We start from the raw sequence: 15,012 nt of genomic DNA on the forward strand, positions 1-15,012 counted from the left end.
GAGAAGTATGGAGTTGTGGGAAATATCACAAAAAGAAACCCCTTCCTGTGCAGGAAGGGGTTTAGGGACATTACTGCATCAACAGATAGATGGAGCTGTCACCACGCTGAATGTTCAGCGCCAGTACAGCCGGTTTGCTGTCGAGGATTTTGCGCAGTTCGGCGATATTTTTCACCGGCTGCTGGTTCGCACCGATAATCACATCCCCTTTCTTCAGGCCAATCCGTGCAGCCGGAGAATTCGCTTTCACCTCGCTGACCACGACCCCTTTGTCCTGGCCTTTGTTGCTCATATCAGCCCCTTCAATGCCTTTGAAGATAGAGCTGGAATCAACCTGAGTCTGGCTGCTCTGCTGCAGTTCCAGATTCACAGTGACCGGCTTACCGTCACGCAACAGGCCAAGGTTAATTTTGCTGCCTACCGGCATCGTACCCACCTGCGCACGCAGGGCGGCGAAGCTGCTGATCGGTTTACCGTTCAGGGAGGTAATCACATCCCCGGCTTTAATACCTGCTTTCGCTGCGGAAGAGTTCGGCATCACCTGGCTGACAAATGCGCCACGCTGAGCATCAACTTTCATCGCTTTCGCCAGCTCAGAGCTCAGCTCGGTACCCATAATACCCAGCTCACCGCGTTTAACCTGACCAAACTCAACCATCTGTGACGTCAGGTTTTTCACCATGTTGCTCGGGATTGCAAAGCCGATACCGATGTTGCCGCCGTCCGGCGCAAGGATCGCGGTGTTAATACCGATCAGCTCACCGTTCAGGTTGACCAGTGCGCCACCGGAGTTACCTCGGTTGATCGCGGCATCCGTCTGAATAAAGTTTTCGTAGTTTTCCGCGTTCAGGCCGCTACGGCCCAGTGCAGAAACAATACCGGAGGTCACGGTCTCACCGAGGCCAAACGGGTTACCAATTGCTACGGTGTAATCACCCACACGCAGCGCGTCGGAATCAGCCAGCTTAATCGCCGTCAGGTTTTTCGGATCCTGAATTTGGATCAGCGCGATATCGGAGCGCGGATCTTTACCCACGATCTTCGCATCAAATTTACGGCCATCGCTCAACTGAACCTTAATCACCGTGGCGTTATCCACCACGTGGTTGTTGGTCACGACATACCCTTTCGCGGCATCAATAATTACGCCGGAACCCAGCGCCATAAATTTCTGCTGCTGGCCGCCGCCGTTGTCAGCGCCCGGCGCGCCGCCCTGGCAGAACGGTGAACTCTGGAACGGTGAACCGTCCTGGCAGAATGGTGAATTATCACCGAAGAACTGCTGGAAATTACGCGGCATACGCGGCGTATTTACCGTCGTGCTCCCCTCGACGTTAATACTTACCACCGATGGCATCACTTTTTCGAGCATCGGGGCCAGGCTTGGCATCTGTTGGGCGGTCATTGCTGAAGACGACGTCTCAGCCGCTGTGGCAGACAGGGGGGACAACGCCAAACCTAAACTCAGAGCCAGTGCACTCATTGCTAATGTGGTTTTTTTCATGTGTTTCGTTCTCGATTAACAGGTAACGCAAAATTGCTGTATACGTCAGAGTCGTTTTATAGCGCTAAGTTCCAGAATTGAGTTTAAGGAAAAAGTAAAATTTTATTGGCCGTCTTTACAAATGAGTATTTATTGTTCTACGGCCATCAAGCGACGATATTCATCCCAGGCATACAGATCGGTCATCCCGCTGATATAATCCTGAATCAGCCGGCAGCGATAATAATATTCCATTACCGAAAACTCAGCGCAACCCGTTGATATTTTACTAACCGCCTCGACATAAGCAAGGCGATGGCGAGTAGACAACTTCTGAAATAATCGTGATTCGATAGGAAAACGTTTAACTCTTTCATTGTCGACCAGCTCAGTAAAATCTGACTGGGACATTTTTAATAAAGGCTGATAGATCTCCAGCAACCCGCTGATCACCCGATACCCCTGCAATTCCAACTGCTCAACGTCCGGATGACTAAATACGTGTTTTACCGCCACATTTTTATAGACACCCAGCAACTGACTAAAGCTACTGGCATCTTCTAACAGGGCGTGATTAAAGCTGCCGTCAAAAACCTGCGGTAAATTATCAATAAACCGCTGGGCTGCATACGGCACCAGTTTATTCAGCGTATTGACGCGTAAATACATAAAGAACTGATCTTCCGTGCTCCGGCTTAATGTATTTGAACGTGATTTCTCCCAGGCATTCTCAACAACCAGGCTAAACAGGGAACCTTTTTCGTGATGCCCCCACGCCTCATGCAGATGGTGATAAAGTTGCTCGACGCTAAAGATTCTTTTCTCAACGGCATCTTCCAGGTCGGCCACGCAATAAGAGATATCATCGGCAGCTTCCATTATCCAGGTTAATGGAAAGCGACTGTAGGGCGCTAATGATAATTCTTTACGTAACCGTTCAATATACGGTTCTTCAGAAAGGTAATAGCCCGGTTTCTTCATTAAATAGTCATGCGTCGTAGGCGTACTTCCACGCCACCACGCCGGACGGGTATATTTTAAAATACCACCAACCTGAGCCCAGGTAAGATTCATACGCATCAAAGTATGCACCAGACGAATACCCTGGGCATTACCTTCAAAATGGCACAGGTCCTGGCGCACCTTACGGCGAATATCATTCAGCGACTCTTCGCCTTCGCGCAAACGTAACGCCGCCACCAGGCAGCGGTCATCGCTGAGGGGCTGACTTTCCGCGTCGGCGGGATACAGCCGCTGGCGGAACCAGTCATTAATCGCCGCTTCACCAAAATGACCAAACGGCGGATTGCCGATGTCATGCATCAGGCACGACATTTCGACAATACTCTCAAACGGTCCCGTCAGTTCATCCAGACCATACTGCTCCAGCAGTTTTAGTTCTTTCAGTCGGCTGAGGATCTCTTTAGCGATATAGCGCCCAACTTGCTGAACTTCCATCGAGTGCGTCAGGCGCGTGCGCACCGCCGCGTTACGTTCCAGCGGAAAGACCTGGGTTTTTTGTTGCAGTCGGCGAATAGCCGGAGAATTGATAATACGTCCACGATCGCTTTCGAAAATACGCAGGATCTCATGCTCCGTCTTCACGCCCTGCGGCGAACGGTAACGACGATGCCAGTTTATTTTTTTTCGGAAATCGATCTGTACCATATCCTCTCCCGCCTGAGAAATGCGCTACCCCTTAAGCGCATGATAGACTATGCCCTCAAATCTGGCTTATCGCGAGTAAATCTATGAAAATCGGCATCATTGGTGCAATGGAAGAAGAAGTTACGCTGCTGCGTGACAAAATCGAAAACCGTCAGACCCTCTCTCTCGGCGGTTGTGAAATTTACACCGGCCAACTGAACGGTACAGAGGTTGCGCTACTGAAATCAGGTATCGGTAAAGTGGCGGCGGCGCTGGGCGCTACGCTGCTGCTTGAACGCTGCAAGCCGGATGCCATCATTAACACCGGTTCCGCGGGCGGCCTGGCCTCTACGCTGAAAGTCGGCGATATTGTGGTTTCTGACGAAGCGCGCTATCACGATGCCGACGTCACCGCCTTTGGCTATGAATTTGGTCAGTTACCGGGCTGCCCGGCTGGTTTTAAAGCCGATCCTGCGCTGATTGCTGCAGCAGAATCCTGCATTGCACAACTCAATCTGAACGCCGTTCGCGGACTTATCGTCAGCGGCGATGCCTTCATTAATGGCTCCGTGGGTCTGGCTAAAATTAAGCATAACTTCCCGCAGGCCATTGCCGTTGAGATGGAAGCGACCGCGATTGCGCACGTTTGCCATAACTTCAATGTGCCGTTTGTCGTGGTTCGCGCCATCTCTGACGTCGCCGATCAGCAGTCCCATCTCAGCTTTGACGAGTTCCTGGTTGTTGCCGCGAAACAGTCAAGCCTGATGGTTGAAACGCTGGTACAGAAACTGGCGCATGGCTAAATTACTCTCCAGGGCGCTGGTCGCCCTGCTTTTCACTCTTCCGGCGTTCCTGTACGCCGCACCGCGTGTTGTGACGCTTTCTCCTGCCAATACCGAACTCGCCTTTGCCGCCGGCATTACACCCGTAGGCGTCAGTAGCTACTCAAACTACCCGCCAGCGGCCAAAAATATCGAGGAGGTTTCCACCTGGCAAGGTATGAACCTTGAACGCATTGTGGCGCTTAAACCGGATTTAGTCGTCGCCTGGCGCGGGGGAAATGCTGAGCGGCAGGTGAATCAACTGACCGCCCTGGGAATTAAGGTCATCTGGGTGGACGCCGTTACCATCGAGCAGGTCGCCGATGCGCTCCGCCAGCTGGCAGCGTGGAGCCCAAAGCCTGAGCAGGCTAAACAGGCGGCGCAAACCATGCTTGATGACTATGCTTTACTAAAATCTCGGTATGCCAACAAACCGAAAAAACGCGTGTTTCTCCAGTTTGGCGCAAATCCTCTGTTTACCAGTGGAAAAGGCTCCATTCAGCACGAAGTTCTTGAGGTATGCGGTGGAGAAAACATCTTTGCCGGCAGTCGGGTTCCCTGGCCACAGGTTAGCCGTGAGCAGGTCCTGGCACGAGCGCCCCAGGCTATTGTTGCAACCGGAGGACCAGGCGAAACTCTGAAAATTGAACAATACTGGGGAAACCAGCTAAAAATACCCATTATTACACTTAATAGTGACTGGTTCGAACGCGCGAGCCCGCGTATTATCCTCGCCGCAAAACAACTCTGTAATGCGCTTTCACAGATAAATTAGCGCCTGCCCCCACCAGGTCTGTTGTGAGGATTTAAAAATGCTCGTCTATTGGCTGGATATTGTCGGTACCGCGGTATTTGCTATCTCTGGCGTCTTACTGGCCGGAAAATTGCGAATGGACCCGTTTGGCGTCCTGGTACTCGGGGTGGTTACCGCCGTTGGCGGCGGTACGATCCGCGATATGGCGCTGGATCATGGGCCGGTATTTTGGGTTAAGGATCCCACCGATCTGGTGGTGGCAATGATCACCAGCATGCTGACAATCCTGCTGGTACGTCAGCCACGACGTTTACCGAAGTGGATCCTTCCGGTGCTGGATGCCGTTGGCCTGGCGGTGTTCGTGGGGATTGGCGTCAATAAAGCATTTCTCGCCGGGACGGGCCCCCTGGTGGCGATTTGTATGGGGGTGATTACTGGCGTCGGCGGCGGGATCATTCGCGATGTGTTAGCTCGTGAAGTCCCGATGATTCTGCGCACCGAAATCTACGCCACGGCATGTATTATCGGCGGGATCGTGCATGCGACAGCGTTTTATACTTTTAATGTATCGCTGGAAAACGCCAGTATGATGGGGATGATCGTCACCCTGCTGATTAGGCTTGCCGCCATTCGCTGGCATTTGAAATTGCCGACGTTTGCTCTGGATGATAACGGGCGTTGATGTGATGATGCAGAACATGTAGGCCGGATAAGGCGTTTACGTCGCCAACCGGCACATTGCCCGGTGGCGCTACGCTTACCGGGCCTACACCATCAGACCATCGGTATTACAGGCAGCAATCAGATGCTGAAAGAAGAACCACACCCGCAGGTGCTTTTCGCATTGGGGTTAGTCACAACGAAGCGGGAACCTTCCAGACCTTCGGTATAGTCAACCGCGCCGCCCACCAGATATTGCAGGCTCATCGGATCAACCACCAGACCCACACCTTGTTTCTCAATGGTCATATCACCATCGTTCACCTGATCATCAAAGGTGAAACCGTACTGGAAACCGCTGCAACCACCGCCGGTGATATACACGCGTAATTTCAGATTCGGGTTATCTTCGTCAGCGATCAGGCTTTTTACTTTATTGGCTGCTGCTTCAGTAAATTGCAGTGGCAGCGCTACGTCATCACTCATATTTTGCTCCAAACGACATTGGCAATTGGGCAAATTATAACCCAATGGTTAAGGCCATTATCTAATACCCTGGTATTTCGTTCAAGTATTCTCGCCAGCGGCAGTACTCTGGCTTTTTGCCGCCTGCTCCGCTTCCTGTTTTGCCAGCGTGCGGGCAAGGATAGTCGAGTATAGCGGCTTTCCACCCATAAATTGGGCTAATAGTGTTGCGCCAAGACAGGTAATAATCATTGGCAAAATGAGCTGATAGTTATCGGTCATCTCCAGCACCAGTACAATACCGGTTAGCGGTGCACGTACCGAAGCCGCCAGCAAAGCTCCCATTCCGGCAATGGCAAAGGTTCCGGCCTCCAGATGATACTGTGGAAAAGAGGCCGCCGCGGCCATACCGAACGCGGTGCCAAGTAATGTGCCCAACGCCAGCATCGGGGCAAAAATCCCACCGGGCGCGCCGGACGAGAAGCACAACAGCGTGGTGATCACCCGGGTAATAAATATAAACAGCAGTAAACCGACGCTAAAATTACCCGCCGCGGCGATAGGAATCAGGTTAAACCCGCCGCCTGCCGCTTCCGGTTTAATTAATCCCAGGATCCCGCACAGGCCACCAATCGCGCCACCCATCAGCACCCATTTTTTAATTTCACCGCCGTGGAAGCGCTGGAACATATCCTGGGTACGCAACACCATCGTGTTGAACAACGGCCCGACACAGCCAAAAATAAGCCCGAGTACAAGATACAGCCACAGCGTATTTACCGGTGCATTAGACAGCTTCCCGACTTCAATAATCGGTGCTTCACCGTTGAACACACGAAACACGATGCTCGACATAATAACGCCGGTAAACACGGCTTTGATCGAGACGAGGTTATAGCGAAACTGCGGACGCATCTCTTCAATAATGAACAGGATCCCCGCCAGAGGCGCATTAAACGCCGCCGACAAACCCGCAGCCGCACCGGTGGCCAGCAGGGTATGTCGCGCTTCAGCGCTGCGCATGCGGAAAATATCCAGCACCATGCGCCCAATGTTCCCGCCTATCTGTACGGTCGGCCCTTCTCGCCCGAGCACCATACCGGCTCCCAGCGTGCCCATGCCGCCAATAAATTTCACCGGCAGAACGCGCCACCAGCGCACAGGTCGTAGCTCTTCCAGCGCGCCTTCAATCTCAGGGATCCCCGAGCCTCCCGCTTCCGGCGCAAATTTACGAACCAGAAAATAGCCGACCATCGCCAGCAATGCAGAGAGAATAAACGCCAGCGGCCACAGCAGAATGGCATGGTCCGCAACCTGGGCCAGGGCGCCAATGCGCTGATTTTGCACCCAGGTCACCGCTTTCTCAAATGCCACGCCAACAAGCCCCGTCACGGTACCGACAACGGCGGCCATCAACAGGATCGCCAGCGGCGTTTTGTCGCGTTCCAGGAGTCGACGGATTTGATCCCTGCGGCGTAAACGCACAATTTGTTGTGCTTCAAAAGAGGGAGAGTCAGTCTTCATCAGATGATCATTAATTGGTAATACAAATACGGAATCGGCATTCTACTCGCACATTTCACGAAAATCCCCTGCAAATCGCATTGTTTCAAATGCGTAAAACTTTCATAACCTTCTCTGAATAACTAGAATAGCGGGCATTTACTTTTTCTACGAACCAGGACCCCATCCATGAGTAAGTCTGAAAATCTCTACAGCGCAGCACGCGAACTTATCCCTGGCGGCGTTAACTCCCCCGTTCGCGCCTTTACTGGCGTGGGTGGTACTCCGCTGTTTATCGAAAAAGCGGACGGCGCGTATCTGTACGATGTCGATGGTAAAGCCTATGTCGATTACGTCGGTTCCTGGGGACCGATGGTACTGGGCCATAACCACCCGGCAATTCGCAATGCGGTGATTGAAGCCGCAGAGCGCGGTTTAAGCTTCGGTGCGCCGACCGAGATGGAAGTGAAAATGGCGGAGCTGGTCACTGAACTTGTGCCGACCATGGATATGGTGCGTATGGTGAACTCCGGTACGGAAGCGACGATGAGCGCAATCCGTCTGGCGCGCGGTTTCACCGGTCGCGATAAGATCATCAAATTTGAAGGTTGCTATCACGGTCATGCCGACTGCCTGCTGGTTAAAGCTGGTTCCGGCGCGTTAACGCTGGGTCAGCCAAACTCCCCGGGCGTTCCAGCCGATTTTGCGAAACACACCCTGACCTGCACCTACAACGATCTCTCTTCAGTTCGTGCGGCATTTGAACAGTATCCGCAGGAGATCGCCTGCATTATCGTTGAGCCGGTCGCAGGCAACATGAACTGCATCCCGCCGCTGCCAGAATTCCTGCCGGGCCTGCGTGCCCTGTGTGATGAGTTTGGCGCGCTGTTGATCATCGATGAAGTCATGACCGGTTTCCGCGTGGCGCTAGCCGGTGCGCAGGATTATTACGGCGTCGTTCCGGATCTGACCTGCCTTGGCAAAATCATCGGTGGCGGGATGCCCGTTGGCGCATTCGGCGGTCGCCGTGATGTGATGGACGCGCTGGCGCCGACCGGTCCGGTGTATCAGGCGGGTACGCTTTCAGGTAACCCGATTGCGATGGCGGCAGGTTTTGCTTGTCTGAACGAAGTGGCCCAGCCGGGTATTCATGAAACGCTGAACGAACTGACGACGCGTCTGGCGGAAGGTCTGCTGGAAGCCGCCGAAGAGACGAATATTCCGCTGGTGGTTAACCATGTGGGCGGGATGTTCGGGATTTTCTTCACCGATGCAGAAACCGTGACCTGCTATCAGGATGTGATGGCATGCGACGTTGAACGCTTCAAGCGTTTCTTCCACATGATGCTGGATGAAGGGATTTACCTGGCGCCGTCCGCCTTCGAAGCGGGCTTTATGTCCGTCGCGCACAGTGAAGACGATATCAATAACACCATCGACGCCGCGCGCCGGGTGTTTGCGAAATTGTAAAAGAGAACGTCCAGAAATAACGTAGGCCGGGTAAGGCGAAGCCGCCACCCGGCTTTTTTATTGCCGGATGGCGACGCAGCCTAAATGGAAGAGATTAACCTCAGCGACTCTGCTTACGTAGCAGATAGATAAAGTACGGCGCGCCAATAAACGTCGACAGTAATCCTGCCGGGATCTGATACGGAAACAGCACCATCCTGCCGCACCAGTCAGCAAAGACCAGCAGCACACCTCCCGCCAGCGCCGAAATCAGCATATGCGGCATCGCGCGACGAAAACCCATCATTCGGGCAATATGCGGAGCCATCAGCCCGACAAAACTCAACGGTCCAATGGTCATGGTTGCTGTCGCCGTTAGCCCCGCAGCCAACAGCAGTAACCCTACGCGTGACGGCGTGATCGCCATACCCACCGCACGCGCCGTATCGCCGCCGAGCGGTAAAATCGTCAGCCAACGACGACACAGCGGTGTCAGTGCCAGCAGGATAACCATCACAATCCCGGTGCGCAGAACCTGTTCGCCCGTCGCGTTATAGGTTGAGCCGGAGATCCAAGTCAGCACGCCCGCCATACGCGGATCGCCGCTGGCCTGCAGCATCATCAACAACATAGTAAACGCCGTACTGAGCGCCATCCCTGCCAACAGCATACGGTGCGGCGAAAAACCACCGCGCCCGGCGGCAATCATAATGATAAGCAAGGTGACCGCAGCCCCGAGGCTCCCTGCGGGCAGAAGCCAGCCAAAGGCATTTCCGGGGACCAGAAACAGCATTAACACCACGCCAAATGCCGCGCCGGAGCTAATGCCCAGAACTTCCGGGCTAGCCATTGGGTTTCCGGTCAGACGCTGAATAATACAGCCTGCTACCGCCAGCATAACCCCGGCAATCAACGCCGCCAGAATACGTGGCCAGCGCCAGGGCATCAGTTCATCCAGCATCGCGCCGCTGGCCCATGTCCAGCCGTGCGCATCGCGGCCAAACGACAGCGCCACCACCAGAGTCAGCAGCAAAACCACCCCGCCCGCCAGCGCAAACATCAGTACATTCTGACGCTCCGCGGCGATACGGTTGCTGGCATTCATATCCGGTGCGCTCATACTTCTTAGGCGCGGCAGCAGCCACAGCAGCAATGGCGCGCCAATCAGCGCCGTCACCGAACCGGTGGAGACCTCCATCCATACGCGGGTCAGCCACAGAATGATTTGGTCAGAGAGCCAGAGGATCAACGCACCAATCAGCGGGGCCAGCATCAGACGCGCCAACAGACGCCGCGCGCCGAGCATTTTCGCCAGCAGCGGTGCAAAGAGGCCAATAAAGCCGATAATCCCAACCGCGTTAACCAGCAAGGCGCTGATGACAATCGCCAGCGATAAGGCCGCCAGGCGCGCCAGCGACAACGCCAGACCGAGGTTACGCGCCACGCCGTCATCCAGTCCCATCAGCGTCATTGGACGCAACAGCAGCAGAGTCAGCATCACGCCGCCCAGCAGTTGCGGCCACAGTCGCTGTACGCCGCTCCAGTCGGTTTGGGTTAGCGTGCCACTACTCCATAAAAACATGCTTTGCAGTTGATCGTGATGGAAGATAACCATCAACTGGTTAATCGCCCCGCAGTACAGGCTGACCACCAGTCCGGCAAGGATTAACGTCACCGGAGAAAGACGTTTGCCCCAGGCGACGCCAAACACCAGCGCCCCAACGACACAAGCACCTGCCAGCGCAGCAAATTGCGTGGTGAGCGCTCCGGGAATAGCCCACAGCGTCGTGACGGTAATGCCCAACTGCGCACCGGTCGCAACGCCTAGCGTGGTTGGCTCCGCCAGTGGGTTACGCAGCACCTGCTGAAACAATACGCCGACCAGTCCCAGCCCGGCACCGACCAACAGCGAAATCGCCAGCCTCGGCAGCAGGCTGTAGTGGAAAACCATCTGTTTAATGGCATCGATATCCGGTGACCAGATAGCCTGTTGCCACTGGTTGCGCGGTAGCGCAACGGAGAAGTTAACCCATGTGAGCCAACAGGCGGCAACAAACAGAACCGTCAGCAGGAGAATGGGGAACAGCGCGATACGTTTACTCACGCTTTGCCTCCCAGCGCATTATCCAGAATGCGGGCAAAATGCATGGCCGATAGCGTTGCGCCATAGAACCAGACGGCCGGCACACGCTGAAAACGTCCGCTGCGAACAAAGGGCATCGCCTGCCACAACGGCGTAGACATCAGTGTAGCCATCTCTTTATCGTTGCCGTGATCAAAGCACAATACATCGACATCCTGAAAAGCAGCCAGACGGTCAATACTCACGGCAGTGCTGCCCCAAAAGTTTGTCTCTCCCTGCCAGGCGTTGGGGATCCCATATTCATCCAGCACGTCCTGAAACAGGCTGTTTGGGCCAAACACCAGCATATGCCGCGAATCAAGCAGAGAGGTGAGAAGCACAGGGCGCGCACCGCGTTGAATGAAGCGCGGCTTCAGGCTGGCAATAAAACGATCATACTCAGTCAGATGGCGTTCAGCAGAGTCCTGCAGATTGAACAATTGCGCCATTTCCTGCAGCGATTGTCGCGCAACGACCAGAGGTTTTTTACCGTCGCTGAAGTTAAATCCCCGACCAGGTGCAATACGCGCCAGCTTTTCCGGGGAAGGACCATAGCCTGCCGACCAGAGCAGAAACGAGGGTTTCATTTCGGTCAGCAGTTCGAGATTGGGTTCCGTGCGTAGCCCGACATCAATCACCGAGTCCGGTAGAGGTGGCTCACTGACCCACAGCTTGTAGTTAGGGATATCCGCAATGCCATACGGCGTAATACCCAGCGCCAGCAACAGCTCTACCGGCAGCCATTCCAGCGCCACAATACGCTGCGGATCAATCGCCGCGGCGGACGCCGTATTCATCCGCCACAGCAGCGGCGAGAGCGCCATCGCCGTAAGCAGACGCCGACGGGTAATATGATGTAATTCAATCATTAATAGACAAAACTCACGGGTGCGGCACCGGCCGGATGCGGCAAAATGCCCATCGGGATACCGTAAATCTGTTCCAGAGTTTCACTGCGCATCAGTTCAGCAGACGTTCCTTGCGCAATCATTTCACCACCGCGCAGCGCAACTAAGTAATCGCAGTAGCGGGCCGCCATGTTGATATCATGCAGCACCGCAATCACCGTTAGCCCACGCTGCTGGCTTAAGCGATGCACCAGCGCCAGCACGTCAACCTGATGAGCGATATCCAGCGCGGAAGTCGGCTCATCAAGCAGCAGACAGCGGCTGTCCTGCGCCACCAGCATGGCAATCCACGCACGTTGGCGTTCTCCGCCGGACAGGCTATCCACCAGGCGGTGCGCCAGCGGTTTTAAGCCGACCAACGAAATAGCTTCTTCTACTTTCTCTCTGTCGGCAACGCCAAAACGTCCCAGCGCCCCGTGCCACGGATAGCGGCCAATCGCCACCAGTTCACGCACCGTCATCCCTTCGGCCTGCGGCAACTGCTGCGGCAGATAGGCGACCTTGCGGGCAAACGCTTTACTGCTCCAGTTCTCCAGCGGCTGTTCGTCGAGCAGGATTTCACCTTCCGACGGCGGCTGATGACGTCCCAGCATTTTCAATAACGTCGATTTTCCGGACCCGTTGTGGCCGATAAGGCCGGTTACTTTCCCCACCGGAAAAGTTAATGAGAGAGGATGCAACAGCGTGCGGCCAGGCACACGAAAGGAGACATTACGCAACGCGAAAGTGGTGTCGGGATGGGATCTGTTTTCCTGCATAGCAGCCAACTTGTAAAACGGGCACGCAAAGCGTGCCCAAAAAGAAATTAGAAACGGAAGGTTGCGGTTGCAACGACCTGACGTTCTGCGCCCCAGAAGCAGCCATAGGTATTGAAGCAGCTGGCGACGTACTCACGGTCAAACAGGTTGTTCACATGCAGCGCCACGTTGGAACCCGCCATGCCGACGCGCGCCAGATCGTAACGTACTAACGCATCCACCAGCGTATAGCTTCCCACTTTGAAGGAGTTTGCCGGATCGCCATAGCTGGAGCCAGTATAACGAACCCCCGTACCCAACGTCAGCCCGGAAAGCGCGCCGTCATAAAGGGTGTAATCTCCCCACAGTGATGCCATATGTTTTGGCACCTGAGCAGGCGTGTTGCCTTTGTAGTTGGTGTCGGTGGTGTACTCCGCATCGGTATAGGTATAAGAACCGACCACGTTAACGCTGGCTGACAGCGCCGCTTTCGCTTCAATTTCCACACCACGTGAGCGAATTTCACCGCCTTCAACTGACCAGAATGATCCGTTCGGGTCGGCCATCAGGTTGTTGGTTTTGGTCAACTGGTAAACAGCACCGGTGATCACGATCGGACGATCGCTCGGCACATACTTCACGCCCGCTTCGTACTGCTTACCTTTAGATGGAGTAAAGATATTACCGCTTTCCCCGACCTGAGAACTAGGTTCAAACGATTCGCTGTAGCTGAAATACGGAGTCACACCGTTGTCGAACAGGTAGTTAACACCGCCACGCCAGGTGAACTGTCTGTCATCACGGGAATCCAGCACGCCAGAAACACGGTTCAGTGAGTCCTGCTTAGCCCAGTCGTAACGACCGCCCAGAGTGACCAGCACCTTATCCCACTGCATCTGATCCTGAGCGTACAGGCCCGTTTGTTCCTGTTTATTCAGAACACGGTAGGGAGCGCCCGGTCCAGTATGTGCCCCAAAATCAAAGTCGCTGCGATCAAGGTTATAAATATCTGAAGGCGCTACCGAACCAGCCCAACCAAACCAGGAGTTGATATCGTTACGCATCCGCATATAGTCAACGCCGGTCAGCAATGTGTGATCCACGGAACCGGTAGCGAATTTGCTCTGCAACTGGGTATCAACAGCGAAGTTCTGCAATTTTTCATTATCGTCAACATACTGACGAGTCAGCGTGTGAGCCCACTCGGACTGAGGAACGCTGGCGCAAGGACTGTTAGCCGGATCCTTTGTATAGAGCGGATCAGAGCACATACCGTAGCCATACACGCTGTTCTGCGAAACCTTGTTTTGCGCGTAACGCAGGTTCTGACGCACGGTAAAGGTGTCGTTAAATTCGTGGTCGAAGCTGTAGCCCACCATCTTCTCGTTACGAGAGTAGGTATTGTTGTTCGCACCTTCGTTGAAATCGGTAGGCAGACGCTTGCCGTTCGGCAGCTCAGTCACCGTCCCCTCTTTCGGCAACCAGCCGTAATAGCCAGTTTCCGGCTCGTTCTGGAAGTAGGAGAGGAAGGTGAAGTTCGTTTTATCATCCGGACGCCATGTGAAAGATGGCGCGATGGCGTAGCGTTGTTCTTCCGCGCCCTGCTGCTGCGCATTCGCGGAACGCGCCAGGCCGGTCAGGCGGTATGAGTACACACCATCGTCATCCAGCGCATCGCTGAAGTCAAAACCGGTCTGGAACAGGCTGTCAGTGCCCATCTTGAACTGAATTTCTTTTAACGGCTCTGTGGTCGGGCGTTTGCTGACCATGTTCAACAAGCCACCAGGGTTACTCTTTCCGTAAAGAACGGAAACCGGACCGCGCATCACTTCAGCGCGTTCCAGCATATACGGGTCGATTACCGCATCGTTGTAGAAGTTACCCTGCATCTTCAGGCCATTCAGATAGTTATTCTGACTTTGGCCGTCGGCGGCAAATCCGCGAATAATCAGGTAGTCATAGGTGTTAGACGCGCCGCGGGTGCCTACGGCTACGCCTGGCGTGTAGCTGAGCGCCTCTTTAACTGATTTCGGCTGATGCAACGCCATCTCTTCGGCGGTGACCACTGAAATAGACTGAGGAACTTTTTGAATCGGGGTGTCAGTTTTGGTCGCCGTAGCAGACTGTCGTGCGGCGATGGTTGCCGCTGGCCCCCATGCGCTTTCTTGTGCGGCAGGAGCAGCAGTTACGGTGATGGTTTCTTCTTTCGGGTCAACCGCCGCCTGTGCATAGACAGACATGCCGCTAACCGCTGTGGCTACCACTACTGCGATTTTACGCAGCGATGAACTTGGCTGAGCAGTTTTAAGACGCGCCATTGGTATTTCTCTGATGAAAGTGAATGATAACGTAAACGAGAATTATTATTATAACGGCAGCATAATATTCGAAACTCTGGCGAGATAGCAAGCAATACGCGTCCCTACTAAAACTGAGGGGTTAAGAAATAACCAGATGAAAAGA

12 protein-coding genes and 1 pseudogene are annotated in these 15,012 nt (G+C 54.2%); 4 read left to right on the forward strand and 9 right to left on the reverse strand.

Features of this window, described 5'->3' with window-relative positions; translation table 11 throughout:
- Nucleotides 1–70: 70 nt before the first annotated feature.
- Both degP and dgt read right to left on the reverse strand, forming a co-directional pair.
- Entirely contained in the window at nt 71–1,504 is a 1,434-nt protein-coding gene (gene degP, locus OGV93_RS14135) for a serine endoprotease DegP (protein WP_016151754.1), read from the reverse strand.
- Between the two features lie 129 nt (nt 1,505–1,633).
- Nucleotides 1,634–3,151 carry a dGTPase gene (gene dgt, locus OGV93_RS14140; protein ID WP_065554765.1) on the reverse strand — a complete coding sequence of 506 codons (1,518 nt, stop codon included), beginning with the start codon at nt 3,149–3,151 and terminating at the stop codon, nt 1,634–1,636.
- A gap of 83 nt (nt 3,152–3,234) precedes the next feature.
- Between dgt and mtnN the strand changes: the two genes are divergently transcribed.
- Genes mtnN through OGV93_RS14155 form a run of 3 tightly spaced genes read left to right on the forward strand, consistent with a single transcriptional unit; the run spans nt 3,235 to nt 5,387 of the window.
- Entirely contained in the window at nt 3,235–3,933 is a 699-nt protein-coding gene (gene mtnN, locus OGV93_RS14145) for a 5'-methylthioadenosine/S-adenosylhomocysteine nucleosidase (protein WP_016151752.1), read from the forward strand.
- Nucleotides 3,926–4,726 (forward strand): vitamin B12 ABC transporter substrate-binding protein BtuF, encoded by an 801-nt coding sequence (gene btuF, locus OGV93_RS14150; RefSeq protein ID WP_016155723.1) that lies wholly within the window; start codon nt 3,926–3,928, stop codon nt 4,724–4,726. Before mtnN ends, btuF begins: the two co-directional genes overlap by 8 nt.
- Before the next feature lie 37 nt (nt 4,727–4,763).
- A complete protein-coding gene (locus OGV93_RS14155) occupies nt 4,764–5,387 on the forward strand; it encodes a TRIC cation channel family protein (protein ID WP_006686772.1) in 624 nt (207 codons plus the stop codon).
- 119 nt (nt 5,388–5,506) lie between these two features.
- Here OGV93_RS14155 and erpA read toward each other — a convergent pair whose 3' ends face one another.
- From erpA to clcA, 3 genes and pseudogenes are all read right to left on the reverse strand, one after another.
- Entirely contained in the window at nt 5,507–5,851 is a 345-nt protein-coding gene (gene erpA / locus OGV93_RS14160; RefSeq protein WP_003018581.1) for an iron-sulfur cluster insertion protein ErpA, read from the reverse strand.
- A pseudogene (gene yadW / locus OGV93_RS14165) lies at nt 5,844–5,909 on the reverse strand (small protein YadW). The gene erpA and the pseudogene yadW overlap by 8 nt, the downstream one beginning before the upstream one ends.
- Nucleotides 5,910–5,932: 23 nt before the next feature.
- Nucleotides 5,933–7,354, reverse strand: a complete 1,422-nt coding sequence (clcA, locus tag OGV93_RS14170; protein ID WP_019078400.1) for a H(+)/Cl(-) exchange transporter ClcA — start codon at nt 7,352–7,354, stop codon at nt 5,933–5,935.
- 168 nt (nt 7,355–7,522) lie between these two features.
- Between clcA and hemL the strand changes: the two genes are divergently transcribed.
- Nucleotides 7,523–8,803, forward strand: coding sequence for a glutamate-1-semialdehyde 2,1-aminomutase (gene hemL / locus OGV93_RS14175; protein WP_016155721.1), 1,281 nt, complete (start codon nt 7,523–7,525; stop codon nt 8,801–8,803).
- A 100-nt stretch (nt 8,804–8,903) separates the two neighbouring features.
- On the opposite strand, the gene fhuB is transcribed toward hemL, so the two are convergent.
- From fhuB to fhuA, 4 genes are read right to left on the reverse strand one after another with little or no spacing between them, the layout of a single operon-like run.
- Nucleotides 8,904–10,886, reverse strand: coding sequence for a Fe(3+)-hydroxamate ABC transporter permease FhuB (fhuB, locus tag OGV93_RS14180; protein ID WP_019078398.1), 1,983 nt, complete (start codon nt 10,884–10,886; stop codon nt 8,904–8,906).
- Nucleotides 10,883–11,773 (reverse strand): Fe(3+)-hydroxamate ABC transporter substrate-binding protein FhuD, encoded by an 891-nt coding sequence (gene fhuD, locus OGV93_RS14185; protein ID WP_101700736.1) that lies wholly within the window; start codon nt 11,771–11,773, stop codon nt 10,883–10,885. Before fhuD ends, fhuB begins: the two co-directional genes overlap by 4 nt.
- Nucleotides 11,773–12,570 carry a Fe3+-hydroxamate ABC transporter ATP-binding protein FhuC gene (gene fhuC, locus OGV93_RS14190; protein WP_101700737.1) on the reverse strand — a complete coding sequence of 266 codons (798 nt, stop codon included), beginning with the start codon at nt 12,568–12,570 and terminating at the stop codon, nt 11,773–11,775. Before fhuC ends, fhuD begins: the two co-directional genes overlap by 1 nt.
- Nucleotides 12,571–12,617: 47 nt before the next feature.
- Complete coding sequence (fhuA, locus tag OGV93_RS14195) at nt 12,618–14,867, reverse strand: ferrichrome porin FhuA (RefSeq protein WP_049269202.1); 2,250 nt, start codon at nt 14,865–14,867, stop codon at nt 12,618–12,620.
- Nucleotides 14,868–15,012 lie beyond the last annotated feature (145 nt).

This window comes from Citrobacter sp. Cb031, assembly GCF_030336725.1.
Taxonomy (GTDB): domain Bacteria; phylum Pseudomonadota; class Gammaproteobacteria; order Enterobacterales; family Enterobacteriaceae; genus Citrobacter; species Citrobacter braakii.